Origin of the sequence: Cupriavidus malaysiensis, assembly GCF_001854325.1 — a bacterium.
Taxonomy (GTDB): Bacteria; Pseudomonadota; Gammaproteobacteria; order Burkholderiales; family Burkholderiaceae; genus Cupriavidus; species Cupriavidus malaysiensis.
The window spans coordinates 787,612-811,360 of record NZ_CP017754.1; the positions used below are offsets into that span (position 1 = coordinate 787,612).

General features: G+C 67.7%; 27 protein-coding genes. 20 read left to right on the forward strand and 7 right to left on the reverse strand.

Features of this window, described 5'->3' with window-relative positions:
- The first annotated feature begins 144 nt into the window (after positions 1-144).
- Both selD and mnmH read left to right on the forward strand, forming a co-directional pair.
- The gene (selD, locus tag BKK80_RS03390; RefSeq protein WP_071068592.1) at positions 145-1,188 is read left to right on the forward strand and encodes a selenide, water dikinase SelD; all 1,044 of its coding nucleotides are present in this window, start codon (positions 145-147) and stop codon (positions 1,186-1,188) included.
- Entirely contained in the window at positions 1,188-2,291 is a 1,104-nt protein-coding gene (mnmH, locus tag BKK80_RS03395) for a tRNA 2-selenouridine(34) synthase MnmH (RefSeq protein ID WP_071010877.1), read from the forward strand. Before selD ends, mnmH begins: the two co-directional genes overlap by 1 nt.
- Positions 2,292-2,335: 44 nt before the next feature.
- On the opposite strand, the gene BKK80_RS03400 is transcribed toward mnmH, so the two are convergent.
- The 3 genes from BKK80_RS03400 to gpmA form a co-directional block, all read right to left on the reverse strand.
- The gene (locus tag BKK80_RS03400) at positions 2,336-3,085 is read right to left on the reverse strand and encodes a HesA/MoeB/ThiF family protein (protein ID WP_071070648.1); all 750 of its coding nucleotides are present in this window, start codon (positions 3,083-3,085) and stop codon (positions 2,336-2,338) included.
- A gap of 97 nt (positions 3,086-3,182) precedes the next feature.
- Positions 3,183-4,778: a S41 family peptidase gene (locus BKK80_RS03405; RefSeq protein WP_071010878.1), complete on the reverse strand. Its 1,596-nt coding sequence runs from the start codon at positions 4,776-4,778 to the stop codon at positions 3,183-3,185.
- A 157-nt stretch (positions 4,779-4,935) separates the two neighbouring features.
- The gene (gene gpmA / locus BKK80_RS03410) at positions 4,936-5,682 is read right to left on the reverse strand and encodes a 2,3-diphosphoglycerate-dependent phosphoglycerate mutase (protein ID WP_071010879.1); all 747 of its coding nucleotides are present in this window, start codon (positions 5,680-5,682) and stop codon (positions 4,936-4,938) included.
- Positions 5,683-5,835: 153 nt separating this feature from the next.
- On the opposite strand from gpmA, the gene BKK80_RS03415 reads away from it, so the two are divergent.
- The 5 genes from BKK80_RS03415 to BKK80_RS03435 all read left to right on the forward strand — a co-directional run bounded on the left by BKK80_RS03415 (position 5,836) and on the right by BKK80_RS03435 (position 9,518).
- Positions 5,836-6,249 carry a rhodanese-like domain-containing protein gene (locus BKK80_RS03415; protein WP_071010880.1) on the forward strand — a complete coding sequence of 138 codons (414 nt, stop codon included), beginning with the start codon at positions 5,836-5,838 and terminating at the stop codon, positions 6,247-6,249.
- A 129-nt stretch (positions 6,250-6,378) separates the two neighbouring features.
- The gene (grxC, locus tag BKK80_RS03420; protein ID WP_071010881.1) at positions 6,379-6,636 is read left to right on the forward strand and encodes a glutaredoxin 3; all 258 of its coding nucleotides are present in this window, start codon (positions 6,379-6,381) and stop codon (positions 6,634-6,636) included.
- Between the two features lie 141 nt (positions 6,637-6,777).
- On the forward strand, positions 6,778-7,296 hold the full coding sequence (secB, locus tag BKK80_RS03425) for a protein-export chaperone SecB (protein WP_071010882.1): 519 nt from the start codon (positions 6,778-6,780) through the stop codon (positions 7,294-7,296).
- 130 nt (positions 7,297-7,426) lie between these two features.
- Entirely contained in the window at positions 7,427-8,446 is a 1,020-nt protein-coding gene (locus BKK80_RS03430) for an NAD(P)H-dependent glycerol-3-phosphate dehydrogenase (protein WP_071010883.1), read from the forward strand.
- Positions 8,447-8,522: 76 nt separating this feature from the next.
- Positions 8,523-9,518: a Bug family tripartite tricarboxylate transporter substrate binding protein gene (locus BKK80_RS03435; protein WP_071037547.1), complete on the forward strand. Its 996-nt coding sequence runs from the start codon at positions 8,523-8,525 to the stop codon at positions 9,516-9,518.
- A 38-nt stretch (positions 9,519-9,556) separates the two neighbouring features.
- Here BKK80_RS03435 and trmL read toward each other — a convergent pair whose 3' ends face one another.
- Entirely contained in the window at positions 9,557-10,027 is a 471-nt protein-coding gene (trmL, locus tag BKK80_RS03440) for a tRNA (uridine(34)/cytosine(34)/5-carboxymethylaminomethyluridine(34)-2'-O)-methyltransferase TrmL (RefSeq protein ID WP_071010885.1), read from the reverse strand.
- A gap of 199 nt (positions 10,028-10,226) precedes the next feature.
- Entirely contained in the window at positions 10,227-11,069 is an 843-nt protein-coding gene (locus BKK80_RS03445; protein ID WP_232346286.1) for a ComF family protein, read from the reverse strand.
- A gap of 18 nt (positions 11,070-11,087) precedes the next feature.
- Here BKK80_RS03445 and BKK80_RS03450 point away from each other — a divergent pair, with 18 nt between their 5' ends.
- The 8 genes from BKK80_RS03450 to BKK80_RS03480 all read left to right on the forward strand — a co-directional run bounded on the left by BKK80_RS03450 (position 11,088) and on the right by BKK80_RS03480 (position 17,880).
- Positions 11,088-12,023, forward strand: a complete 936-nt coding sequence (locus BKK80_RS03450) for a methyltransferase domain-containing protein (RefSeq protein WP_156811107.1) — start codon at positions 11,088-11,090, stop codon at positions 12,021-12,023.
- A gap of 221 nt (positions 12,024-12,244) precedes the next feature.
- On the forward strand, positions 12,245-12,793 hold the full coding sequence (locus BKK80_RS03455; RefSeq protein WP_071010887.1) for a DUF2244 domain-containing protein: 549 nt from the start codon (positions 12,245-12,247) through the stop codon (positions 12,791-12,793).
- A gap of 25 nt (positions 12,794-12,818) precedes the next feature.
- A complete protein-coding gene (coxB, locus tag BKK80_RS03460; RefSeq protein ID WP_071010888.1) occupies positions 12,819-14,072 on the forward strand; it encodes a cytochrome c oxidase subunit II in 1,254 nt (417 codons plus the stop codon).
- Positions 14,073-14,113: 41 nt separating this feature from the next.
- The gene (ctaD, locus tag BKK80_RS03465; RefSeq protein WP_071010889.1) at positions 14,114-15,721 is read left to right on the forward strand and encodes a cytochrome c oxidase subunit I; all 1,608 of its coding nucleotides are present in this window, start codon (positions 14,114-14,116) and stop codon (positions 15,719-15,721) included.
- A gap of 89 nt (positions 15,722-15,810) precedes the next feature.
- Positions 15,811-15,942: a cytochrome oxidase small assembly protein gene (locus tag BKK80_RS36210; RefSeq protein ID WP_231908020.1), complete on the forward strand. Its 132-nt coding sequence runs from the start codon at positions 15,811-15,813 to the stop codon at positions 15,940-15,942.
- An 18-nt stretch (positions 15,943-15,960) separates the two neighbouring features.
- Positions 15,961-16,584, forward strand: a complete 624-nt coding sequence (locus BKK80_RS03470; RefSeq protein ID WP_071016025.1) for a cytochrome c oxidase assembly protein — start codon at positions 15,961-15,963, stop codon at positions 16,582-16,584.
- A 106-nt stretch (positions 16,585-16,690) separates the two neighbouring features.
- On the forward strand, positions 16,691-16,903 hold the full coding sequence (locus tag BKK80_RS03475; protein ID WP_071010890.1) for a DUF2970 domain-containing protein: 213 nt from the start codon (positions 16,691-16,693) through the stop codon (positions 16,901-16,903).
- Between the two features lie 116 nt (positions 16,904-17,019).
- Positions 17,020-17,880, forward strand: coding sequence for a cytochrome c oxidase subunit 3 (locus BKK80_RS03480; protein ID WP_071010891.1), 861 nt, complete (start codon positions 17,020-17,022; stop codon positions 17,878-17,880).
- Between the two features lie 171 nt (positions 17,881-18,051).
- Here BKK80_RS03480 and BKK80_RS03485 read toward each other — a convergent pair whose 3' ends face one another.
- Positions 18,052-18,261: a twin transmembrane helix small protein gene (locus BKK80_RS03485; RefSeq protein WP_071010892.1), complete on the reverse strand. Its 210-nt coding sequence runs from the start codon at positions 18,259-18,261 to the stop codon at positions 18,052-18,054.
- Between the two features lie 81 nt (positions 18,262-18,342).
- On the opposite strand from BKK80_RS03485, the gene BKK80_RS03490 reads away from it, so the two are divergent.
- The 5 genes from BKK80_RS03490 (at position 18,343) to BKK80_RS03510 (ending at position 22,655) form a co-directional block, all read left to right on the forward strand.
- Positions 18,343-19,125: an SURF1 family protein gene (locus BKK80_RS03490; RefSeq protein ID WP_071010893.1), complete on the forward strand. Its 783-nt coding sequence runs from the start codon at positions 18,343-18,345 to the stop codon at positions 19,123-19,125.
- Between the two features lie 7 nt (positions 19,126-19,132).
- Positions 19,133-19,807 carry an SCO family protein gene (locus tag BKK80_RS03495; RefSeq protein ID WP_071010894.1) on the forward strand — a complete coding sequence of 225 codons (675 nt, stop codon included), beginning with the start codon at positions 19,133-19,135 and terminating at the stop codon, positions 19,805-19,807.
- A 37-nt stretch (positions 19,808-19,844) separates the two neighbouring features.
- Positions 19,845-20,948 carry a COX15/CtaA family protein gene (locus BKK80_RS03500; protein ID WP_071010895.1) on the forward strand — a complete coding sequence of 368 codons (1,104 nt, stop codon included), beginning with the start codon at positions 19,845-19,847 and terminating at the stop codon, positions 20,946-20,948.
- Complete coding sequence (locus tag BKK80_RS03505; protein WP_071010896.1) at positions 20,945-21,880, forward strand: heme o synthase; 936 nt, start codon at positions 20,945-20,947, stop codon at positions 21,878-21,880. The genes BKK80_RS03500 and BKK80_RS03505 overlap by 4 nt, the downstream gene beginning before the upstream one ends.
- A gap of 211 nt (positions 21,881-22,091) precedes the next feature.
- A complete protein-coding gene (locus tag BKK80_RS03510; RefSeq protein WP_231908021.1) occupies positions 22,092-22,655 on the forward strand; it encodes an SCO family protein in 564 nt (187 codons plus the stop codon).
- Between the two features lie 127 nt (positions 22,656-22,782).
- On the opposite strand, the gene rpoH is transcribed toward BKK80_RS03510, so the two are convergent.
- Complete coding sequence (gene rpoH, locus BKK80_RS03515) at positions 22,783-23,661, reverse strand: RNA polymerase sigma factor RpoH (protein WP_231908022.1); 879 nt, start codon at positions 23,659-23,661, stop codon at positions 22,783-22,785.
- Between the last annotated feature and the right edge of the window lie 88 nt (positions 23,662-23,749).

Genomic DNA, 23,749 nt, shown 5'->3' on the forward strand with positions numbered 1-23,749 from the left:
CCAGCGGCAGCGCCCGCCGCGGCGCATCCGCGCCGTCGAACGGGCGCTCGGCCTCCCGCCGTAAGGGTTCTCGTTCCCGCTTCGATTCCCATCCACAGCCGAATTCCCACGCCAGAATTCCGTATCGCCGACAGGAGTCCGTCCATGGCCGATGCCATCCGTCTGACGCAGTACAGCCACGGCGCCGGCTGTGGCTGCAAGATTTCCCCGAAAGTGCTCGATGTCATTCTCTCGGGCAGCGGGGCGCAGCATGCCGATCCGCGCCTGTGGGTGGGCAATGCCTCGCGCGATGATGCCGCGGTCTACGCCCTGGGCGCCCCCGACAGCGAACGCGGCGTGGTTTCGACCACCGACTTCTTCATGCCCATCGTCGACGACCCGTTCGACTTCGGCCGTATCGCCGCCACCAACGCGATCAGCGATATCTACGCGATGGGCGCGGATCCGCTGATGGCCATCGCCATCCTCGGCTGGCCGGTCAACGTGCTGCCGCCGGAGGTGGCGCGCGAAGTGGTCGCCGGTGGACGCAAGGCCTGCGACGAGGCCGGCATACCGCTCGCGGGCGGACACTCGATCGACGCACCGGAGCCGATCTTCGGCCTCGCCGTGACCGGCGTGGTCGAGCGCGCCCACCTGAAGCGCAACGACACTGCGGTGGCCGGCTGTCGGCTGTACCTGACCAAGCCGCTGGGCATCGGCGTGCTGACCACCGCCGAGAAGAAGGGCACGCTGCGGCCCGAGGATATCCACCTCGCGCGTGACTGGATGTGCGTGCTCAACCGCGCCGGCAGCCGCTTCGGCCGGCTGTCCGGCGTGCGTGCGATGACCGACGTGACCGGCTTCGGCCTGCTCGGGCACCTGGTCGAGATGGCCGATGGCAGCGGGCTGAGCGCACGCCTGGACTACGCTGCCGTGCCGGTGCTGCCCGAGGTGGCGCGCTATGTCGCGGCAGGCTGCGTGCCCGGCGGCACCCAGCGCAATTTCGACAGCTACGGTCATCGCATCGGCGCGCTCGATGCCGCGCGCCGCGCCGTGCTGTGCGATCCGCAGACCAGCGGCGGCCTGCTGGTGGCGGTGGAGCCGGAGGGCGAGCCGGCCTTCCTGGCGGCGTGCGCGGAGTTCGGCCTGTCGCTGGCACCGATCGGCGAGCTGGTGGCACGCGGCGAGCATGCGGTCGAGGTGGTTTGATGCGGGCGGATAGCACCGATTATCGCGGGGTCTTGCTGGCCGGCGTGCCGCTGCTCGACGTCCGTGCCCCGGCCGAATTCGCGCGTGGCGCGTTTCCCGGCACGGTGAACCTGCCGCTGATGGACGACGAGGAGCGCCACCAGGTCGGCTTGTCCTACCACCTGCACGGGCCGGCGGCGGCCGTGGCGCTGGGCCATCACCTGGTATCGGGCGAGCGCAAGGCCGCGCGCATGGCCGCGTGGGCCGGCTTCGCCAATGCCCATCCGGACGGTTTCCTCTACTGCTTCCGCGGCGGCATGCGGTCGCAGATCGTGCAGCAGTGGCTGCGCGCGGAAGCCGGCATCGACTACCCGCGCATCACCGGCGGCTACAAGGCCATGCGCGGCTACCTGATCGGTGTGACCGACCAGGCCGCGCGTGGGAACCTGCTGGTGCTGGGCGGGCTGACCGGCAGCGGCAAGACCGAGATCCTGAGCGACCTCGGTGCCGCGGTCGACCTGGAAGGGCTGGCCCGGCACCGTGGGTCGAGCTTCGGGCGGCGCGCGCAGGCGCAGCCCAGCCAGATCGATTTCGAGAATGCCCTGGCCATCGACCTGCTCCGGCGCCGCGAGGACGGCTGGCGGGCCATCGTGCTGGAGGATGAGGGGCGCTTCGTCGGCAGCCGGGTGTTGCCGCTCGGGCTCTACGATCGCATGCAGCAGAGCCCGCTGGTCTGGGTGGAAGTTTCTTTCGAGGAGCGCGTGCAGCGCGTGCTGCGCGACTATGTGCAGGGCCTGTGCGCTGATTTCATCGCCGCGCGCGGGCCGGAGGCCGGCTTTGCGGCATACGCGGAGCGCTTGCGCGAGGCCATGGCCGGCATCGCGCGCAGGCTGGGCGGGGCGCGCTACGGGCGGCTGTCGGCGCTGCTCGAACAGGCGCTGGCGCACCAGGCCAGCACGGGGGACGTGGAGCTGCACCATGGCTGGATCATGGTGCTGCTGCAGCACTACTACGATCCCATGTATGCCTACCAGCGCGAGTCGCGCGAGGCCCGTATCATCTTCCGCGGCGATCGCGCCGCGGTGACCGACTACCTGCGGGCGCGCAGCGCGCCGGCAGCCTGAGCAGTCGGGCCTCAGTCGGGCCTCAGTCGGGCCTCAGCCGGGCCTCAGGCGCCGCCGCATACCTCGCAGCCCGGCACGCGCATCAGTTTCATCGTGGTCCATTCCATGCGCAACGCATCGACCATCAGCAGGCGGCCGGCCAGGCTGTCGCCGATACCGGCCAGCAGCTTCAGCGCTTCAGCCGCCTGTACCGTTCCCACCATGCCGACCAGCGGCGCGAACACGCCCATGGTGGCGCATGCCACCTCCGGTGCAGGTTCCGACGGCGGGAACAGGCAGGCGTAGCAGGGCGCATCGTCGAGGCGGCGGTCGAACACACTGATCTGGCCATCGAAGCGCAGGGCGGCACCGGACACCAGCGGGACGCGGTGGCGCACGCAGGCGCGGTTGACCGCCTGCCGCGTGGTGAAGTTGTCGCAACAGTCGAGCACCACGTCGGCCTCGGCGGCCAGCGCCGCCAGTTCGGCCTCTCCCACGCGTGCCGCGACGGTGCGGACCGCGATGCCGGGGTTGATGCGCAGCATGCCCTCGCGCGCCGATTCCACCTTGGCGCGGCCGATGCTGGCCGTCGTATGCAGGATCTGCCGCTGCAGGTTGGTCAGGTCGACCGCGTCGTCGTCCACCACCGTGATGGTGCCGACGCCGGCCGAGGCCAGGTAGGGCAGGGCGGCCGTACCAAGGCCGCCGGCGCCGATCACCAGTGCATGCCCGCCCAGCAGGCGCTCCTGGCCCTCGATGCCGAGTTCGTCCAGCAGGATATGGCGCGAGTAGCGCAGCAGTTGGTCGTCGTTCATGGCGGCGGACATGATTTCCCCAAGGTTCGCTGAGGCTCCCGGCCGGGCCGGGAGCCAAAGAAAAAGCGGCCCCGCAGGGCCGCTCGCTCGGTGCACCTCAGGGCGCCTTGCCGGTCGGCGTGCCCAGCGGCTCGCCGAGCGGGGAGCTGGCCGGCGGCGCGCCGTTGGCGGGGGCGGCCGGCGCCGGGGCCGGCTTGGCCGCGGGAGATTTCCCGGGCTTCTTGTCCACCGGCTTGGCCGCCTTCTCGTCAGCCAGTTCCAGGCGCGACTTGGAGCGCAGGACCGGCTTGCCGGTGAGCTGGTTGATGGCCTGCTGCAGCATGAAGTCGTCGGCCGAACCGAACTCGATCGGCTTCTTCTTGCGTTCCTTCTCGCGTTCTTCCGGCGTCTTCTTCGCGTTCTCTTCTTCCAGGCGGCGCAGTTCCTCGACACGGCGCTGCTCGCGTCCCTGCATTTCCGGCAGCTCGGACTCCTGCTTGTTGTGCAGGTGGTGCTCGGTGTCGATCTCGCGCGTGACCAGCGCGTCGTCCGGGTCGCCATCCGGGTTCTGGTCGACCGGGATGTCCGGACGGATGCCCCAGGCCTGGATCGACTTGCCGCTCGGCGTGTAGTAGTACGCGATGGTCAGCTTGATGCCGGTATCGTTGGGCAGCGGGCGCACGGTCTGCACCGAGCCCTTGCCGAACGTGGTCTTGCCCATGATCAGGGCGCGGTGATGGTCCTTGAGCGCACCGGCGACGATTTCCGATGCGGAGGCCGAATAGGCGTTGGTCAGCACCACCATCGGCACCGTCTTGTACAGGGCCGGCAGGTCCTTGAGCGGATCGTCGTCCAGCGAGGACAGGCGGTAGTTGCTGAAGGAGGCCTTGTAGACGCGCTTGGCATCCGGTACCTGGCCGTTGGTCGAGACCACCACCGCATCGTTGCCCAGGAAGGCCGCGGCCACGCCGACCGCACCCTGCAGCACGCCGCCGCCGTTGTTGCGCAGATCGAGGATCACGCCCTTGAGGTTCGGGTCCTTCTGCGCCAGCTCGCTCAGCTTGCGGCCCAGGTCGGCCACGGTGCGTTCCTGGAAGCTGGTCAGGCGCACCCAGGCGATGTCATGGTCGAGCAGCTTGGTCTTGACCGATTGCACCTGGATTTCCGCGCGGGTGATCGTCACCGGGAAGGTGCGCTCGTCGCTCTTGCGGTAGATCGTCAGCGTGACCTTGGTGCCCGGCTCGCCGCGCATGCGCTTGACGGCCTGCTCGAGCGGCAGGCCACGCACCGGCTTGTCGTCGATGCGGGTGATCAGGTCGCCCGGCTGGATGCCGGCGCGGAAGGCGGGCGTGTCCTCGATCGGATTGATCACCTTGACCAGGCCGTCTTCCTGCGAGATCTCGATGCCGAGCCCGGCAAAGCGGCCGCGCGTGCCCTCCTGGAGTTCCTTGAAGTCCTTTTCGTCCAGGTAGGCGGAGTGCGGGTCGAGGCTGGATACCATGCCCTTGATGGCGGCAGTCAGCAACTGCTTGTCATCGACCGGTTCCACGTACTCGCGCTTGATCTGGCCGAAGATGTCGGCCATCAGCCGCAGCTGGTCGAGCGGCAGCGGCCCGGACGCGTTCTGCGCGGTGGCGGAGATCTGCAGCGTCGCCAGTACGCCGGCGACGAGGCCGACAGAAACCAGACTGATGTTCTTTAGCGTCTTACGCATGAGGGCTGCCTGAACGAGTAAGGAGTGGGGTTGCGGATCGGGCCGGCCTCAGTGGCTGGCCGGGCGCCGCAATGTCCGACAGTATAAGAGGGTGGCGGGGAAACGGTCGGCGCGCGCCCGCCGGCCGGTGGGCCGGCGCACGCACGCCGTCAGGGGTTCAGCGCGACTTGCCCTGGCTGGCGACGGCGGCCAGCGAAGCGGCGATCGCTTCCTGGTCGCCGAGATAGTAGTGGCGCAGCGGCCGCAGGTCGGCGTCGAGCTCATACACCAGGGGCGTGCCATTGGGGATGTTGAGGCCAACGATGTCGTCATCCGAGATCTGGTCGAGGTATTTCACCAGGGCGCGGATGCTGTTGCCATGGGCGGCGATCACCACGCGCTTGCCCGCTTTGATATCCGGAGCGATGGATTCGTTCCACAGAGGCAGCACGCGCGCCACGGTGTCCTTCAGGCATTCGGTCAGCGGAATCTGTTCGCGCGGCACGCCGGCGTAGCGCGGGTCGGCGTACGAGGCGCGCGGGTCTGCCGGCTCCAGCGCGGGCGGCGGGGTGTCGTAGCTGCGGCGCCAGACCAGCACCTGTTCGTCGCCGAACTTGGCGGCGGTCTCGGACTTGTTCAGGCCGGCCAGGGCGCCATAGTGGCGCTCGTTCAGGCGCCATTCGTTGCGCACCGGGATCCACATCTCGTCCATCTCGTCCTGCACGTGCCACAGGGTGCGGATGGCCCGCTTGAGCACCGAGGTGTAGGCGATGTCGAAGGCAAAACCGGCTTCCTTCAGCAGCTTGCCGGCCTGGCGGGCCTGGGCGGCGCCGGTTTCGGTCAGGTCGACGTCGACCCAGCCGGTGAAGCGGTTTTCGAGGTTCCACGTCGATTCGCCGTGGCGGATGAGGACGAGCTTGTACATGCTGCTTTCCGAGAGAGTGGGTGATCTGGCGCGGCGGCCGCGGCGGCAGGGCCCCATGTGTCAAATAAGAGACAATGGCGGCAGGCCCGTTCGCCGCGGGCGCGAAACTGCGTATTTTATAATGCCGCCGACCCAACCCACCGGAATGCCAACGTGAATTTCTTTGCCGACTACAACAACCTCGCCCTGATCGCCGTCGCCGTGGTGTCGGGCGGCCTGCTGGCCTGGCCGACGATCTCCCGGGGCGCGGGTGGCAAGCGCGTCAACACGACCATTGCCACGCAGATGATCAACAAGCGCAATGCGGTGGTGGTGGACATCCGCGAAGCCGCGGAGTTCGCCAAGGGTCACCTGCCGCAGGCCAAGAGCGCGCCGCTGAGCGACCTGGCGGCTCGTGCCGCCGGCCTTGCAAAGGACAAGTCCGTACCCATCATCGTGGTGTGCCAGACCGGGCAGAGCTCGGGCAAGGCGCATGCAGCCCTGAAGGAAGCCGGTTACAGTGAGGTCTATTCGCTGGACGGCGGCCTGGCCGCCTGGCAGCAGGCCGGTCTTCCGGTGGTGAAGTAATCACCCCGGGGCGCGGATGCCCCCAGCCGCTCAGGCGTCCGCGTCCGGGTCAGGATTTGTTGTGGATCGAGGATCCCGAGTCACAAATCGCAAGCTGAAAACTCGTAAAGTCGTATAGGAGAATGCCGCATGGCACGAGTCGTCATGTACAGCACCGTGGTGTGTCCCTATTGCCAGATGGCTGAGCGCCTGCTCAAGTCCAAGGGTGTCGAGTCGATCGAAAAGATCCTGATCGACCGCGAACCGGGCAAACGCGAGGAAATGATGGCGCGCACCGGCCGTCGTACCGTGCCGCAGATCTACATCGACGACACCCACGTCGGCGGCTTCGACGACCTGTCCGCGCTCGACCGCCAGGGCGGCCTGGTACCGCTGCTGGCTGCCTGAGCGCCGCCGAGCGGGTGAAATCGCCACCCGCGTCATGTACCATATGCCTTTTCCAACCGGGCGCAGGCCCGGCCCGGCCGGCCGCCCGAAGGCGTGCCGGCGGCCGGCCCTGGCGCTCCACGCCAATCCCGGAAGCCTTTCATGAGCGATCAGCAAAACCAGCAGCAAGACGACCAGCCGTTCTTCAACATCCAGCGCGTGTACCTGAAGGACATGTCGCTCGAGCAGCCGAACTCGCCCGCCATCTTCCTGGAAACCGAGGCGCCTTCGGTCGAAGTCCAGGTGAACGTCGGCGCCGCGCAACTGCAGGAAGGCATCTTCGAAGTGGTCGTGACCGGCACCGTGACGACCAAGGTGCAGGACAAGGTGGCATTCCTGGTGGAAGCTCACCAGGCCGGCATCTTCGACATCCGCAACGTGCCGATGGAGCAGCTCGACCCGCTGCTGGGCATCGCCTGCCCGACCATCCTCTATCCGTACCTGCGCGGCAATATCGCTGACGTGATCACGCGCGCCGGCTTCCAGGCCATCCACCTGTCGGAAATCAACTTCCAGGCGCTCTACGAGCAGCGCCTGCAGGCCGCCATGGCCGAGGCGGAAGGTGCCCAGGAAGGCAACAGCGGCATCGTGATGCCCGACGGCAGCCAGGCCCGCCACTGATCGGGGCCACCGGCAGACGCTGTCAGGACGGGGCTGCGGCCCCGTTTTTCATTGCGGCGGCGGCGCGCGGATTCCGCCCGCCGCCATCCCGCGCTACCATCGAACGCGCAGATCTTCCGTTCCGACTGACATGAACATCGCCTTCCTTGGCGCCGGTGCCTGGGGTACCGCGCTCGCCAGCCATGCCGCCGCCGCGCACGAGGTGGTGCTGTGGGGGCGCGACGCCGCGCAGCTCGCCGCCATCGCCTCGACGCGGAGCAATGACGCCTACCTGCCCGGTGTGGCTTTGTCGGCACGATTGGCGGTGGAGCCGGACTTCGAGCGCGCCGCTGCCCATGGTATGGATACGCCCGACAGCCTGGTGATCGTGGCCACGCCGGTAGCCGGGCTGCGCGAGATGACGCGGCGACTGGCCGCGCGCCGCGGCGGGCGCCTGCGCATGCTGTGGCTGTGCAAGGGTTTCGAGGCCGGCACGCAGGCCTTGCCCCACCAGATGGTGCGGGCCGAACTGGCCGCGGCCGGCGTGGCGGACGGCTCGGTCGACTATGGCGTGCTGAGCGGTCCCAGCTTCGCACGGGAGGTGGCCGCGGGGCTGCCTTGCGCACTGACCGTCGCGGGCCGCTCGCCCGGGCTGGCCGACCTGGCACAGGCTGCCTTCCACCACCATGCGATGCGCATCTACGGCAGCGATGACCTGATCGGCGTCGAGGTCGGCGGGGCGGTCAAGAACGTGCTGGCCATCGCGACCGGGGCCAGCGACGGCCTGGGGCTGGGGCTCAACGCGCGGGCGGCGCTGATCACGCGCGGCCTGGCCGAGATGACCCGCCTCGGCCTGGCGCTGGGCGGACGCGCCGAGACTTTCATGGGCCTGGCCGGCGTGGGCGACCTGATCCTGACCGCCACCGGTGACCTGTCGCGCAACCGCAAGGTGGGACGCGAGCTTGCCGCGGGCAAGACACTCGACCAGATCCTGGCCGAACTGGGCCATGTGGCCGAAGGCGTGCGCTGCGCCCAGGCGGTGGCGGCCCTGGCCGAAGCCAGCGGCGTGGAGATGCCGATCACGCGCGCGGTCTGCGCGGTACTGTTCGAAGGGCTGGCCGTGTCTGACGCGGTTTCGCGCCTGCTCCAGCGCGACGCGCGCGACGAGTGACGCCGCGCGCGGCCCGCACGGTCTGGCGTCTTGGCCGGACCGTGCGCAACCTGCTTCCATTTCCTTGAAGGATTTCATGTCCCGCAGCATTGCCCAGATGAACCGCCGCCGCATCCTGCTGGCATTGGCGGCGGCAGGCGTCTGCGCGGCCGCGCCGTTCGCGCGGGCCGAATCCTGGCCCGCCCGTCCCTTGCGCATGGTCGTGCCGTTTCCCCCGGGCTCGTCGCCCGACCTGAACGCCCGCCTGCTGGCCGAGAAGCTGGCGGGCGCACTGGGTCAGCCGGTGGTGGTGGAGAACCGTCCGGGTGCCGGCGGCAATATCGGCACCGGCATGGTGGCGCGCGCGGCGCCGGATGGCTACACGCTGCTGTTCACCATCAACGGTCCGCTCGTGACCGCGCCGATGCTGTGGCGCCACCTGGGCTACGATCCGGTGCGCCAGCTCGCACCCGTCAGCCTGGTGGCCACCTCGCCCAACGTGCTGGTCATCGATGCCCGCCTGCCGGCCAGGAACCTGCGCGAGTTCGTGGCCCTGGCCAAGGCGAAGCCCGGTGCCCTCAACTACGGGTCCGTTGGCAGCGGCAGTGCCGCCCACCTGGCCATGGAGCAGCTCAAGGCGATGGCCGGCATCGAACTGCAGCACGTGCCCTATCCTGGCTTTCCGCAAGTGACGACGGCGATCGCCAGCGGGCAGGTGCAGGCCGGCTTCATGGTGCCGGCGATCGCCATGCCGCTGGTCAGCGCGGGCAAGCTGCGGCTGCTGGCGGTGACCAGCAGCGGGCGGACCGCGCTGTTGCCCGGAGTACCGACGGTGGCCGAGTCGGGCTACCCCGGATTCGAGGCGATCTCGTGGCAGGCGGTGCTGGTGCCAGCCGGTACGCCGGCGCCCATCGTCGAACGGCTTTACCGCGAGGTGGTCGCCATCCTCCAGAGCGAGGACGTGCGCGACAAGCTGCGCGCGCAGTACTTCGCGCCGGCCGGCACGGCGCCGGATTCCCTGCGCCGGACCATGGAAAGCGAGAAGCTGCGCTGGGCCAAGGTGATCCGCGCGGCCGGCGTGCAGCCCGAATAGCCTCCCCGGTATTGCCGCCCGGAGCGGCGCGGAAAAACTCAGGCGCCGCCGGCGAAACCGTTCTGCCGCCAGGCCTCGAACACCACCACGGCGACGGTGTTGGACAGGTTCAGGCTGCGGTTGTCGGGGCGCATCGGCAGCCGGATGCGCTGCGCGGGCGGAAACCACTCGCGCCGCTCCGGCGCCAGGCCGCGCGTCTCCGAACCGAACACGAACCAGTCGCCCGGCGCGAACGCTACCTGGCCGAAGGGCGTCGAGCCCTTGGTGGTCAGCGCGAACATGCGGGCCGGGTCCGGCCGTTCGTCGGTGAGCAGGGCTTCCCAGTTCTCGTGCACACGCATCGCGGCGTACTCGTGGTAGTCCAGCCCGGCGCGCCGCATGCGGGCATCGTCGAGCGGGAAGCCGAGCGGCTTGACCAGGTGCAGGCGCGCACCGGTATTGGCGCACAGGCGGATGACATTGCCGGTATTGGGGGGGATCTCCGGTTCGACCAGGACGACGTTGAACATGGCAGGTGGCCGGGGCTGTGCCCGGCGCGGCAAGGCGGTGATGAGACGAGGCGCAGCTTACCGCGTGCCGGCGGCCGCTGTCACGCCGGCGGCGTGCTCCGGGCGGGGGCTTGCGCGCGCAGCCCGGCCTGCGACATTTTGCCGCACCATGCGCCGTTGTGTCGGCGGCGCGCCCGCGATGGCCGGGTGCGCCGTTCGTTCACGGCGTGCGCAGTGCCACCAGCACCGTGACGCGCGCGGCGCCATGGGCCTTGAGCGTGCGTGCCGCCGCCGCCAGCGTGGCCCCCGATGTCATCACATCGTCCACCAGGCCGACATGCAGGCCATCCAGCCGTGCCGGCACGGACAAGGCGAACGCATCCTGCACATTGCGCCCGCGGGCGGCCAGATCCAGTGCGCTCTGCGCCGATGTCTCGCGCCGGCGCCTCAGCAGCACCGGGTCGGCCCGGACGCCGAGCTGCCGTGCCAGCGGCCTGGCGATTTCCCAGGCTTGGTTGAAGCCGCGCGTGGCGAGACGGCGTGGCGCCAGCGGCACGGGCGCCAGCAGTGCCGGCGCTGGAAACCCTGAGCGGACCATCCGCCCGGCGAGCTGCGCGGCGAGCCAGCCGGCCAGCGGCAGGACGCCGCCGAACTTGAGTGCCAGCACCAGGCTGTCCTGCGGCGGCGCGTAGTCGCCAAGGGTCAGTGCCGCGTCGAAGGACGGCGCTGCCTGGCGGCAGCCGGCGCAGGGCAGGGAAGCGCCGCCGGCGGACCGGCCGGCAGGCAGGCCGCACACGGGACAGCGCGGCACCACGGGCAGCAGGTCCTGCGCGCAGCCGGCGCAGACGACCTCCCGCTGGACCTGCCCGCACAGGGCGCAGGCGCACGGCAGCAAGGCATCCAGGCAGGCCCGCCACGCCGCCCGGCCGAGGGCCAGGGCGCGGCCGGCTGCGCGGCCGCCGGCCCGCCCGGCGCATCGCGCGTATACTTGCGCTTCGTCCTCCCGCGCCGCGGCCGGCGCCCTGGCGTCGACGGGTGCGCGCGGTGCCTTGTCGTCTTCCATCCGCTGCCTGGTTTGTCCGTGTCCCTGCATGCCGCTGCTTCTCCCGATGCCTTCCTGCCGTCCACGCGGCTGACCCGCCTCGCCTTCGACAGGCGCAGCGCTGCCTTCGACCAGCTCGATTTCCTCTTCGGCGAGATCGGCCAGCGCATGCAGGAGCGCATGCAACTGATCCGGCTGACGCCCGGCCGGGCGCTCGATATCGGCTGCGGCCATGGCCAGGGCCTGGCCGCGCTGCGCGCGCAGTATCCGGATGCGCAGATCGCGGGCCTCGATGTGTCGGCGGCCATGCTGCGCGAGGCCGGCCAGCGCGACCCCCAGCGCCGGCCGGGCTGGATCGGGCGCATGCTGGGCAAGCGCCCGCTGTTCGAACTGGTGCAGGGCGATCTTGCCACGCTGCCTTTCGCCGCCGACAGCTTTGACATGCTTTGGTCCAATCTGGCCCTGCACTGGCACCCGGAACCGCATCTGGTATTTCCCGAGTGGCACCGCGTGACGCGCACGGACGGGCTGGTGCTGTTCTCGCTGTTCGGGCCGGACACGCTGAAGGAATTGCGCGAGGCCTTCGCCGAGGTCGACGGCGATGTCCACACGCTGCGCTTCGTCGACATGCACGATATCGGCGACATGCTGGTGCACAGCGGCTGGTCCACCCCGGTGATGGACATGGAGACGCTGACGATCACCTACGAGAATCCGCAGACGCTGCTGCGCGAGGTCCATGCCATGGGCGGGCTGCGCCGCCCCGGCGGAGGCCTGCGCGGACGCCGCTGGCATGCGGCGCTGCTGGCCGCGCTGGAGCGCCGGCGCAATGCCCAGGGCGAGATCGCGCTCACCTTCGAGGTCGTCTACGGGCATGCCTGGAAGCTGCCGCCGCGTGCCGGCCAGCCACTCGATGCGCAGGGCAATGCGGTGGTCCCGCTCGATCGCATCGGCCGCGGGCGGCCCCGCGCATAGCTCCGCGCGTTCGTCAAGATACGCAAAGTACAAGCACAATTTCACGCCGGACGCCAGCCCGGAACGCAAGTCGCGGCTTGTTCGAGCCTGGGAAGCGCCCTATAATGCGCCAGTTTGTCGCAGTGGTCCCCTGGCACAATCCACCCGCAGATAACAGCGCTCCGGCGCCTTGAAATTGGGTGACATCGTCCGGGCACGCATCCGATGCAGAGTGGTGGGCGATGCAAGACTTGGGTATCGCATTCCAGATGGCACGAGATGAGTCCGTTGCAGGTCTGAACGGACTTCGACCGGCGCTGTGCACCGACTGGCTGATGAAGCGCAACTGTTCGCTTTCTCCACGCCAGGTCGGCTGGTTCTACCTTTCCATCGTATGCATTTCGTTCGCCATCGCGCTGCTCATTGCGTGGTGGGGGTACTGGCTCGTGCTGCCTTTTGCCGGCCTGGACCTGATCGGGCTGGGGATTGCCCTGCTGGTATATGCGCGGCACGCAGTGGATTATGAGCGTGTCAGCCTTGCAGGCGGAAAACTGGTAGTGGAGACAGCCAGTGCCGGCAAGGTGTCGCGGCAGGAGTTCAACCCGCATTGGGTGCGGGTCGAGTCGGGTGAATCTTCCCGGGCGCTGGTCACATTGCGCTCGGGCGGGCGTGTCGTGCGGGTCGGGAAGTTCCTGGTCCCGAGCGCGCGCCGGAAGTTCGCGCAGGAACTCGCGACTGCCCTGCGCCGCTCCGAGGAGCGGCCGCCGGACCTAGGCGTGGGACAGATTTGAATCTGTAAATTGGGTAGATAACAAAATGAAAATGTGGAAGAAGGCATCCGCAGCATGTCTGGCCGGCGCATCCCTGCTCGTCAGCCAGGCGGCGCCGGCAGTCACCGACATGCCAGGCGGTCCCGCCGTGCGTCAGCTCAATCTCGCAGAGCCGGTCACCAAGATCGCCGAGCAGATCCATTGGTTGAACTGGATGATGCTGATCATCTGCACCGTGATCTTCGTGTGCGTGTTCGGCGTGATGTTCTACTCCGTGTTCAAGCACCGCAAGTCCAAGGGGGCCAAGCCTGCCTCCTTCCACGAGAGCATCACGGTCGAAGTGGTCTGGACCGTGGTCCCCTTCCTGATCGTGATCGCCATGGCCCTGCCGGCGACCAAGACGGTGGTGGCGATGAAGGACACCACCAACTCCGATATCACCATCAAGGCCACCGGCTACCAGTGGAAGTGGGGCTATGACTACCTGAAGGGCGAAGGCGAGGGCATCTCCTTCGTCTCCACCCTGACCACCCCGCGCGAGCAGATCAACAACGAGGCACCCAAGGGCAACACCTACCTGATGGAGGTGGACAACGAAATGGTGGTGCCGGTCAACAAGAAGATCCGCGTCGTCACCACGGCCAACGACGTGATCCACGCCTGGATGATCCCCGCCTTCGGCGTCAAGCAGGATGCGATTCCCGGCTTCGTGCGCGACACCTGGTTCAAGGCGGAGAAGATCGGTGTCTACCGCGGCCAGTGCGCCGAGCTGTGCGGCAAGGAACATGCCTTCATGCCCATCGTCGTGCGCGTGGTCTCGGACGCCGACTACACCAAGTGGGTCGACGGCAAGAAGAAGGAGATGGCGGCCAAGGCGGACGATCCCAACAAGACCTGGACGCTGGATGAAATGAAGGCGCGCGGCGAGAAGGTCTACCTGGCCAACTGCGCGGTCTGCCACCAGCCCAACGGCAAGGGCGGCGGACCGTTCCCGGCACTGGACGGCTCCAAGATCGTCAATGGCCCGGATGCCGGCCAGATGCACATCCTGCTCGAGGGCAAGGGCGCGATGCCCGTGTGGAAGCACCTGTCGGACACGGAGCTGGCGGCGGTGATGACCTTCACCCGCAACAACTGGGGCAACCATACCGGCGAGGTGATCCAGCCGCGCGACTTCGCCGGTGCCCGCACCGGCAAGTTCCCCGAGGGCGGCGGCGCCGCGGGGGCAGGCGAGCCCAAGGCGGACGACAAAGCCGCAGGCAAGCAGGCCAGCCTCGCGGGCAACCGCGTCGCAGGCTGATCGTGGACGCAAGGAAAGAACAGGATTTCAGGAGTTCCGGAATGAGTACTGCTAGCCCTGACGCACTGGCCCATCCGCACGAGCACGGCCACGACGATCACGCCCACGACCACCCGCACGGCTGGCGCCGCTGGCTGTTCGCCACCAACCACAAGGACATCGGCACGCTGTACCTGCTGTTCTCCTTCACCATGCTGCTGTCCGGCGGCGTGCTGGCGCTGCTGATCCGCCTCGAGCTGTTCGAGCCGGGCCTGCAGTTCTTCCGCCCCGAACTGTTCAACCAGTTCACCACCATGCACGGCCTGGTCATGGTGTTCGGCGCCATCATGCCGGCCTTCGTGGGGTTCGCGAACTGGATGATCCCGCTGCAGATCGGCGCCTCCGACATGGCCTTCGCGCGGATGAACAACTTCAGCTTCTGGCTGATGCCGCCGGCCGCGCTGCTGCTGGTGCTGTCGTTCTTCGTGCCGGGCGGCGCCACCGCCGCGGGCTGGACCCTCTACGCACCGCTGTCGGTGCAGATGGGCCCGGGCATGGACATGGCCATCTTCGCCATGCACATCATGGGCGCCTCGTCCATCATGGGCTCGATCAACATCATCGTGACCATCCTCAACATGCGTGCCCCGGGCATGACGCTGATGAAGATGCCGATGTTCTGCTGGACCTGGCTGATCACGGCCTACCTGCTGATCGCCGTCATGCCCGTGCTGGCCGGCGCCATCACCATGGTGCTGACCGACCGCCATTTCGGCACCAGCTTCTTCTCCGCCGCGGGCGGCGGCGACCCGGTCATGTACCAGCACATCTTCTGGTTCTTCGGCCACCCCGAGGTCTACATCATGATCCTGCCGGCATTCGGGATCATCTCGCAGGTCGTGCCGGCCTTCTCGCGCAAGCGCCTGTTCGGCTACAGCTCGATGGTGTACGCGACCGCCTCGATCGCCATCCTGTCGTTCATCGTGTGGGCGCACCACATGTTCACCACCGGCATGCCGGTGACCGGCCAGCTGTTCTTCATGTACGCGACCATGCTGATCGCGGTGCCGACGGCGGTGAAGATCTTCAACTGGATCGCCACCATGTGGCGCGGCTCGATGACTTTCGAGACCCCGATGCTGTTCGCGATCGGCTTCATCTTCGTGTTCACCATCGGCGGCTTCACCGGGCTGATGCCGGCCGTCGCGCCGATCGACATCCAGCTGCAGGACACCTACTTCATCGTGGCCCACTTCCACTACGTGCTGGTGGCCGGCTCGCTGTTCGCGCTGTTCTCCGGCTTCTACTACTGGGGCCCGAAGTGGAGCGGCTTCATGTACAACGAGACGCGCGGCCAGATCCACTTCTGGGGCTCGATCATCTTCTTCAACGTCACCTTCTTCCCGATGCACTTCCTCGGCCTGGCCGGCATGCCGCGCCGCTATGCCGACTACCCGGTGCAGTTCGCGGACTTCAACGCGATCGCCTCGATCGGGGCACTGGGCTTCGGCCTGATGCAGGTGTACTTCTTCTTCTTCGTGGTGCTGCCGTCCTACCGTGGCGGCGAGAAGGCAGCCGACAAGCCCTGGGAAGGGGCGGAAGGCCTGGAGTGGACGGTGCCCTCGCCGGCGCCTTTCCACACCTTCGAAGTCCCGCCGCAAGTGAAGTGAGTCCCGCCGCGGGCACCGGGCCGGAATTCGCCGGCGTGGTGCCCGCCCGCGCAACGGAAGTGGTAGAGGCAGTCGGAATGGCAGTCGAGATGCAGCATCCAGACAGAACCCCATCGCAGCCGGATCGCAAGGCCGCCAACCGGCGCCTCGGCTTGATCCTTTTCTCCATCGCGCTGGTTTTCTTCTTGGGTTTCTTTGCCAAGATGGTGCTCTTGGGCTGAGCCTGCGAGGTGGACGGCATGGAAGTGGACCAGCAGCAAGTACAGGCGGAGCGCGACAGCGATCGCCGCTTCAACCGCGGCATGTTGCTGCGCCTGCTCGTGGTGGTGGCGCTGATGTTCAGCTTCGGCTACGCGCTGGTGCCGCTGTACCGCAAGATCTGCGACCTCACCGGCCTGAACGTGCTGACCACGCGCGACCTGTATGGCGGCACGACCAAGAACACGCAGGTCGACAAGAGCCGCACGGTGACGGTGGAGTTCGACTCCAACGCACGCGGGCCGTTCGCCTTCCGGCCGGTGAAGCACAGCATGGAAGTGCATCCGGGCGAGATGACGACGATCGTGTACGAGGTGGCGAACGGGCAGAGCCGCGACATCTCCGCCCAGGCGATCCCGAGCTACGCCCCGAAGCAGGCGACGCAGTACTTCAAGAAGATCGAGTGCTTCTGCTTCAAGCAGCAGACGCTGAAGGCGAAGGAGGCGCGCGAGATGCCGGTGGTGTTCGTGATCGACCCGGCGCTGCCGAAGGACGTGAAGAATATCACCCTGTCGTACACCTTCTTCGAGGTGGGTACGCCGGTGGCGCAGGCACCGCAGGGGGCGCTGGATGACGCGCCGGCCCCGGCGGCGAAGGGCGGCTGAATCGGGCCGCGGGCAGCAGGGCACCGGGCCGGGATATGGGCCAGGATACGGGCCAGGATACGGGCCAGGCCAGGATACGGGCCGGCACGCAAGGAGGCAGGGCGGCGTGGATGAACTGAAGGATGCGGTCAAGCGCAAGATGTCGTTCTGGCAGACGCTGCGTGCAGTGTTCTGGTCCTTTATCGGCCTGCGCAAGGGGGCCGAGCACGAGCGTGACATGGCCCGGCTGAATCCGCTGCACGTGATCATCGCAGGCCTGCTCGGCGCGGCGCTCTTCATCGCCGCGCTGATCGTCATCGTGCGGATGGTGGTGGGGTGAGCCGCGGCAAGCCCCGGGGTAGACAAGACATGACAACACGTGGCACCGGCAGCATCCAGGCCGGATGAATAGATAACAACCGCGGTATCTGAGACCAAAGAGCTGGAGAGAAAAGCATGAGTGCGAATCGCGCAAACGCGCCGTACTACTTTGTACCGGGCCCGTCGCGCCACCCGATCACGGCGGCTTTCGGCCTGCTGATGACCGGTGGCGGCGCCGCCGGCTGGGTCAACGGCCAGGCCTGGGCGCCGTACCTGTTCGCGGTCGGCCTTCTGTGGTTCCTGTTCGTGCTCAAGAGCTGGTTCGGCGACGCGATCGGAGAATCCGAGGGCGGGCGCTACGGCAAGAACATCGACCTGTCCTTCCGCTGGTCGATGGGCTGGTTCATCTTCTCCGAAGTGATGTTCTTCGCCGCCTTCTTCGGCGCGCTGTTCTACGCGCGCAGTATCGCCATGCCGTGGCTGGGGGACCTGAACAACAAGATCCTGTGGCCCGATTTTGCCGCGGTGTGGCCGAACAGCGGCCCGGCCGGCACCATCGAGAATTTCCAGACCATGGGGCCGTGGCCGATCCCGACCATCAACACGGCGCTGCTGCTCACCTCGGGCGTGACCCTGACCTGGGCGCACCACGCGCTGCTGGCGGGCAAGCGCAGCCAGGTGATCCAGGGCCTGGTGCTGACCATCCTGCTGGGCGCCGTGTTCATGGGTTTCCAGGCCTACGAATACCACCACGCCTACAGCGAGCTCAATCTCAAGCTGACCTCGGGCATCTACGGTTCCACCTTCTTCCTGCTGACCGGCTTCCACGGCTTCCATGTGACCATGGGTGCGATCATGCTGGCGGTGGTGCTGGGCCGCGTGCTGAAGGGCCATTTCACCCCCGAGCATCACTTCGCCTTCGAGGGCGCCGCATGGTACTGGCACTTCGTCGATGTGGTCTGGCTGTTCCTCTACATCGTCGTGTACTGGCTGTAAGCAGGCATCGCCGTGCCGCCGCACCTGCGGCGGCACGCGCTGGTCGCAGGGAGGCGGCCGGCGAATGCGCGCAGAACTGGAAAAGCAAGCGCCGCAGGCTGGCTGGGATCCTGCGGCGCTTGCTTTTTCGTTTGGGAGGGCCGGTGCTGCAACTGCCCGGCGCAGGCAGGTTCAGGGCCCCATGCGGATGCCGGTGCTCTGGATCCAGCCCATCCAGTGCGAGAACAGGATGAAGAGGAACAATGCCACCGAGAAGCCGACGCGGAACATCAGCGAGCGCATCATGTTGGGGGTCCTGCCGCGATCCCGCATCATGAAGAAGAGCGCGCTGGCAAGGCTGCCGATGATCAGGATGAAGGCAATGACGATGACGATGCGCATGACGGGGGCAGGCGAGCGGTTTCGGCAAGGCGAAAGCGGCCATTATCGCACCGGGCTCGGCCATGGCGGGAGGCTGGTGCGATGAGCGTGCGCTTCTTCCCCGCGCGCTTCTTCCGGCCGGCGCCGACGCTGGCCGCCCTGATGGTGATCGCGCTGACCTGCGCGCTGGGCAACTGGCAGCTCAACCGTGCGCATGAGAAGCTGGCGCGCGCCGCGCGTCAGCAGGCCCTGGCCGCAGCGACACCGCTCTTGCTGGGCCCGGTGCCGCTGGCAGCCTCTGCCGACCTGGCCGACCGGCGGGTGCGCGCGCGCGGCCGTTTCGACGCCGCGCATACGGTGCTGCTGGACAACCGCCCGCATGGCAACGGCACCGATTCGCGCGCTGGCTTCCTGGTGCTGACGCCGCTGCGCATCGCCGCCGAGGGCGGGACGGGGCAGGGTGCCAGCGTGCTGGTCCTGCGCGGCTGGCTGCCGCGTGATGCGCAGGACCGCAGCCGCATCGCGCCCTTTCCCACGCCGGCGGGCGAGGTCGACATCGATGGCATGGCACTGGCTGCCGTGCCGAAGGTCTACAATCTGGGCTCCGCCAGCGAAGCCGGGCAGAAGATACGGCAGAACCTGGATCTCGCGGCTTACGGGGCGGAGCTCGGCGTGACGCTCCAGCCACTGGTGCTGGAGCAGCGCAACGACACAGGAGACGGGCTGGCGCGCGACTGGGCGCCGGCCGATTCCGGCGCCGACCGCCACTACGGCTATGCCTTCCAGTGGTTCGGCCTGGCCGCATTGACCCTCGTACTGCTGCTGGCACTGGGCTGGCGGCGCTCCCGTGCGACGGCGCCGGCACAAGCATCACGAATGAACTGAGCGACACATGCCAACCCAAGATCCCATTTCCGCGCGCGCGGCCGAACTGGCCCAGGTCGCCTCCGGCCGGGCATCCGGGCCGCGCATCGATGCGCGCACGCGCAGGGGGCGGCTGCAGATGCTGTTCCTGCTGCTGGTGTGCGCCTCGCCTGTGATCGCCTCCTACCTGACCTACTATGTGTTCCGGCCGGCCGGCGGCACCACCAACTATGGCACCTTGATCGATCCGCAGCGCCCGCTGCCGGCCGTGCAGGTGCGCGACGAGCGCGGCGAGGCGGTGCCGCTCGAGCGCTTCAAGGGCAAGTGGCTGCTGTTGAGCGTCGATGCCTCCGGCTGCGACGAGGCCTGCGCCAGGAAGCTGTTCACGGCGCGCCAGCTGCGTGCCGGACAAGGCGAAGGGCGCGAGCGCATCGTGCCGGTGTGGCTTATCCTCGATAACGGTGCCGTCGACCCGCGCCTGTCCGCCGCTTACAACGAGCCCTATGCCGGCACCCGCTTCCTGCGCATCGATGCCGATACCGCGCGGCGCTGGCTGCCGGCCGAGGCGGGCGGGCGCATCGAGGACACGCTGTTCCTGGTCGACCCGCTCGGCAACCTGATGATGCGCTTTCCCAAGGATCCCGACCCCAAGGGCGTCAACGGGGACCTCAAGAAACTGCTGAAGTACTCCCGTATCGGCTGACCGGACCGATGCGCCTGCTGCAACCGATGTCTCACCCATGCTGATCCAACTTGCCACCATCGGGGTCCTGATCGCCCTGATTCCCCTCACCTACGTGCTCGTCAAGGGCGATCGCAACAAGTACCGCAGGCTGGTCTGGATCACCGCTTTCCTGACGCTGGACCTGATCATGTTCGGCAGCTTCACCCGCCTGACCGATTCCGGCCTGGGCTGCCCCGATTGGCCGGGCTGCTACGGGCACTCGAATCCACATGCCGCGCTGGAGCCGATCCGCGCCGCGCAGACGGCTCTGCCGAGCGGACCTGTCACGCTGGCCAAAGCCTGGATCGAGATGGTCCACCGCTACTTCGCCATGGCGGTGGGCGTGCTGATCATCACGCTGGTGGTGCTGGCCTGGGTCAAGCGCCGTGAATTGCGCCAGTCACCCTGGTTCGCCAGCAGTGTGCTGTTGCTGGTGTGCGTGCAGGGCGCTTTCGGCGCCTTCACCGTGACGCAGAAGCTGCAGCCCATCATCGTCGTGACCCACCTGATGCTCGGCATGGGCCTGCTGGCCTCGCTGATCCGGCTCGGCTCGCGCAACGATCCGCCGCATGGAGTGGGCGCGGGTGCGGGGCTGTTGCGCTGGCCGGCCCGCATCGCCTTGCTGCTGCTGGTCGTGCAGATCTTCCTGGGCGGCTGGGTAAGCACCAACTACGCGGTACTGGCCTGTACCGACTTCCCGCTGTGCAACGGCCAGTGGATCCCGCAGATGGATTTCCGCCATGGCTTCACTCTGTGGCGGCAGCTAGGCATGACCGCCGACGGCGACTACATCCCCCATGCGGCGCTGGTGGCCATCCATTGGGTACACCGCGGCTTTGCCTTCGTGGTGCTCGCCTTCCTCGCCTGGTTCGCCCTGCGTGCGCGCCGCGTGGCGGGACTGGAGCGGGCCGCCGGCTGGCTGCTGGCGGTGCTGGCCCTGCAACTGGCCACGGGCCTGTCCAATATCGTGCTCGACTGGCCACTGGTGGCCGCGGTGGCGCACAACGGTGGGGCGGCGGTGCTTCTGCTGCTTCTGGTCCGCCTCCATTACAATATAGGGCTTGCGACCCGGCCTGCCGGCGCCGCCACCCGCGCCACAACCGCTGCGCGCGCGACATGAAGGACAAGACCCCTCCCGTGGCCACAGCTACCCAACCCCACCCAATCAGCCGCTTGCGTCACATGACGCGCCAGTATGCGGCGCTTACCAAACCGCGCGTGACGCAACTGGCCGTCTTCTGCGCCGTCATCGGCATGTTCCTGGCCACGCCGGGCATGGTGCCCTGGCCGGTGCTGCTGGGCGGCGCCGCCGGTATCTGGCTGCTGGCGGGCGCCGCCTTCGCCATCAACTGCCTGGTCGAGCAGAAGATCGACGCGCTGATGCGGCGTACGGCCTGGCGCCCCTCGGCCACCGGCGAGATCGGCACGGCACAGACGCTGGCGTTCTCGGCGGTGCTGGGCGGGGCCGGCATGTGGCTGCTGCACGTCTTCACCAATGACCTGACCATGTGGCTGACGGTGGCCACCTTCGTCGGCTACGCGGTCATCTACACCATCCTGCTGAAGCCGGCCACGCCGCAGAACATCGTCATCGGCGGCCTGTCGGGCGCCATGCCGCCGGCCCTGGGCTGGGCCGCGGTAACCGGCACGGTGCCGGCCGAGGCATGGTTCCTGGTGCTGATCATCTTCACCTGGACGCCGCCGCATTTCTGGGCGCTGGCGCTGTACCGCCGCGCCGACTACGCCAAGTCCGGCCTGCCGATGCTGCCGATCACGCATGGCGAGCGCTTCACCCTGCTCAATATCCTGCTGTACACACTGGTGATGATCGCCGCCACGCTGCTGCCGTTCATCTACGGCATGAGCGGCCTGATCTACCTGGTGGCGGCGCTGGTGCTGGGTGGCGGCTTTCTGTCCTACTCCTGGCGGCTGTACCGCAACTACTCGGACGAACTGGCGCAGCGCACCTTCCGCTTCTCGATCCTCTACCTGTCACTGCTGTTCGCTGTGCTGCTGGTGGATCATTATTTCAAGTTCGTGCTGCCGCTCTGAGCCAGCACTGCCCCCGGCGCGACACTTTGTCGCGCCGGGACGCGCCTGCATGCGGATGGGCGATACTCGCCAGTGTGATGAACCGAGCGGGAAGCGCATGGCCATGCGGATGGCCTGCATCCGGCCCGCTCCCCCGACGAACCCTGCAATGTCCAAGCCCCGCCCCTTCCCGTCTTTCTCCTGCTTCGGCCGCCTGCGGCAATATGCCGCAATGGCGCTGCTGGCTCTGATGCTGGCGGCTTGCGGGCAATCCGCTCCGAAGTTCCAAAACATCGACATCACGGGCGGCAGCGAATTCGGCAAGGATTTCAGCCTGGTCGATCATCACGGCAAGGTGCGCACGCTGGCTGACTTCAAGGGCAAGGCGGTCGTGATGTTCTTCGGCTACACGCATTGCCCCGACGTGTGCCCGACCACGCTGGCCGAACTGAAGGGCGTGATGGAAGCGCTGGGACCCGATGCCGACCGCGTGCAGGTGTTGTTCGTCACGGTCGATCCCGAGCGGGATACCCAGCAGTTGCTGGCGCAATACGTGCCCGCTTTCGATTCGCGTTTCCTGGGCATGCGCCCGGCCGACGAGGCGGCGCTGCAGAAAGTCACCAAGGACTTCAAGGTCTACTACGCCAAGGTGCCCGGCACCTCGCCCGGCAACTATACGATGGACCATTCGGCGGGCAGCTACGTGTTCGATCCGCAGGGACGGCTGCGCCTGTTCATCCGCCACGGCCAGGGGCCCGAGCCGATCGCGCACGACCTGAAACTGCTGCTGTCCTGATTGCGCCGCGCACTCGCGCAGGCAGGGGAAAACGCAGGCAGCGAAAAAGAAAGGGCCGGTTCACGGGGAACCGGCCCTTTGCCATTCCGCCCGGCGGACGCGCTGTGCGCGGCGCCGGCAAGGACGCTCAGGCGAAGGCCTGCAGCGCGCCCTTCATCTTTTTCATGGCCGCCGCCTCGATCTGGCGGATGCGCTCGGCGGAAACGCCGAACTCGTCGGCCAGTTCATGCAGCGTGGCGCCGCCCGAACCGTCGTCGTTGACGTGCAGCCAACGGGCCTCGATGATGCGGCGGCTACGCTGATCGAGCTTGCCGAGCGCCTCTTCCAGGCCTTCCACCTGCATACGGTCGCTGCGCTTGGCTTCGAGCACGCGGGTGGGTTCGTTGTGATTGTCGGCCAGATACGCGATCGGGGCGAATTCCTCTTCGCCGTCGTCGACCTGCCCTTCCAGCGCCAGGTCGCCGCCCGACAACCGGGTTTCCATCTCCATCACTTCCTCGGGCTTGACGTTGAGCTCGCGCGCAACGGCTTCGACCTGCTCGGGCGTGAAGGTGTTGTGGGTTTCCTGCTTGTGGCTGCGCAGGTTGAAGAACAGCTTGCGCTGGGCCTTGGTGGTGGCCACCTTGACCATGCGCCAGTTCTTCAGCACGTACTCGTGGATCTCGGCCTTGATCCAGTGGATGGCGTACGAAACCAGGCGCACGCCCTGGTCGGGATCGAAGCGCTTGACGGCCTTCATCAGGCCGATATTGCCTTCCTGGATCAGGTCGGCGTGGGGCAGGCCGTAGCCCAGGTACTGGCGTGCCACGGATACGACCAGGCGCAGGTGGGACATCACCAGCCGGCGTGCCGCATCGACGGAATCATGGTCGCGCAACTCGCGCGCGAGACGCTGCTCCTCTTCGACGGAGAGCATCGGGACGCGGTGGACCGCCTGGATGTAGCTGTCGAGGTTGCCCAGGTTGCCGGGCATGGCCAGCGCAAGGCTGGCGCCGCGCTGCGGCATCGCGGGCAGGGTGGTGGATTGGATCGAATCGGCAGACAGGACTGCGTTCACTCATTGGCTCCTTTTGCGTCCGGCCGGCGGGTTGCCG

Excerpts from the sequence above, each read along its gene's own strand:
- selD (WP_071068592.1), top strand. The coding sequence starts at position 145 with ATGGCCGATGCCATCCGTCTGACGCAGTACAGCCACGGCGCCGGCTGT.
- mnmH (WP_071010877.1), top strand. The coding sequence starts at position 1,188 with ATGCGGGCGGATAGCACCGATTATCGCGGGGTCTTGCTGGCCGGCGTG.
- BKK80_RS03400 (WP_071070648.1), bottom strand. The coding sequence starts at position 3,085 with ATGAACGACGACCAACTGCTGCGCTACTCGCGCCATATCCTGCTGGAC.
- BKK80_RS03405 (WP_071010878.1), bottom strand. The coding sequence starts at position 4,778 with ATGCGTAAGACGCTAAAGAACATCAGTCTGGTTTCTGTCGGCCTCGTC.
- gpmA (WP_071010879.1), bottom strand. The coding sequence starts at position 5,682 with ATGTACAAGCTCGTCCTCATCCGCCACGGCGAATCGACGTGGAACCTC.
- grxC (WP_071010881.1), top strand. The coding sequence starts at position 6,379 with ATGGCACGAGTCGTCATGTACAGCACCGTGGTGTGTCCCTATTGCCAG.
- secB (WP_071010882.1), top strand. The coding sequence starts at position 6,778 with ATGAGCGATCAGCAAAACCAGCAGCAAGACGACCAGCCGTTCTTCAAC.
- BKK80_RS03430 (WP_071010883.1), top strand. The coding sequence starts at position 7,427 with ATGAACATCGCCTTCCTTGGCGCCGGTGCCTGGGGTACCGCGCTCGCC.
- BKK80_RS03435 (WP_071037547.1), top strand. The coding sequence starts at position 8,523 with ATGTCCCGCAGCATTGCCCAGATGAACCGCCGCCGCATCCTGCTGGCA.
- trmL (WP_071010885.1), bottom strand. The coding sequence starts at position 10,027 with ATGTTCAACGTCGTCCTGGTCGAACCGGAGATCCCCCCCAATACCGGC.
- BKK80_RS03445 (WP_232346286.1), bottom strand. The coding sequence starts at position 11,069 with ATGGAAGACGACAAGGCACCGCGCGCACCCGTCGACGCCAGGGCGCCG.
- BKK80_RS03455 (WP_071010887.1), top strand. The coding sequence starts at position 12,245 with ATGCAAGACTTGGGTATCGCATTCCAGATGGCACGAGATGAGTCCGTT.
- coxB (WP_071010888.1), top strand. The coding sequence starts at position 12,819 with ATGAAAATGTGGAAGAAGGCATCCGCAGCATGTCTGGCCGGCGCATCC.
- ctaD (WP_071010889.1), top strand. The coding sequence starts at position 14,114 with ATGAGTACTGCTAGCCCTGACGCACTGGCCCATCCGCACGAGCACGGC.
- BKK80_RS36210 (WP_231908020.1), top strand. The coding sequence starts at position 15,811 with ATGCAGCATCCAGACAGAACCCCATCGCAGCCGGATCGCAAGGCCGCC.
- BKK80_RS03470 (WP_071016025.1), top strand. The coding sequence starts at position 15,961 with ATGGAAGTGGACCAGCAGCAAGTACAGGCGGAGCGCGACAGCGATCGC.
- BKK80_RS03480 (WP_071010891.1), top strand. The coding sequence starts at position 17,020 with ATGAGTGCGAATCGCGCAAACGCGCCGTACTACTTTGTACCGGGCCCG.
- BKK80_RS03485 (WP_071010892.1), bottom strand. The coding sequence starts at position 18,261 with ATGCGCATCGTCATCGTCATTGCCTTCATCCTGATCATCGGCAGCCTT.
- BKK80_RS03490 (WP_071010893.1), top strand. The coding sequence starts at position 18,343 with ATGAGCGTGCGCTTCTTCCCCGCGCGCTTCTTCCGGCCGGCGCCGACG.
- BKK80_RS03495 (WP_071010894.1), top strand. The coding sequence starts at position 19,133 with ATGCCAACCCAAGATCCCATTTCCGCGCGCGCGGCCGAACTGGCCCAG.
- BKK80_RS03500 (WP_071010895.1), top strand. The coding sequence starts at position 19,845 with ATGCTGATCCAACTTGCCACCATCGGGGTCCTGATCGCCCTGATTCCC.
- BKK80_RS03505 (WP_071010896.1), top strand. The coding sequence starts at position 20,945 with ATGAAGGACAAGACCCCTCCCGTGGCCACAGCTACCCAACCCCACCCA.
- BKK80_RS03510 (WP_231908021.1), top strand. The coding sequence starts at position 22,092 with ATGGCGCTGCTGGCTCTGATGCTGGCGGCTTGCGGGCAATCCGCTCCG.
- rpoH (WP_231908022.1), bottom strand. The coding sequence starts at position 23,661 with ATGCCGCAGCGCGGCGCCAGCCTTGCGCTGGCCATGCCCGGCAACCTG.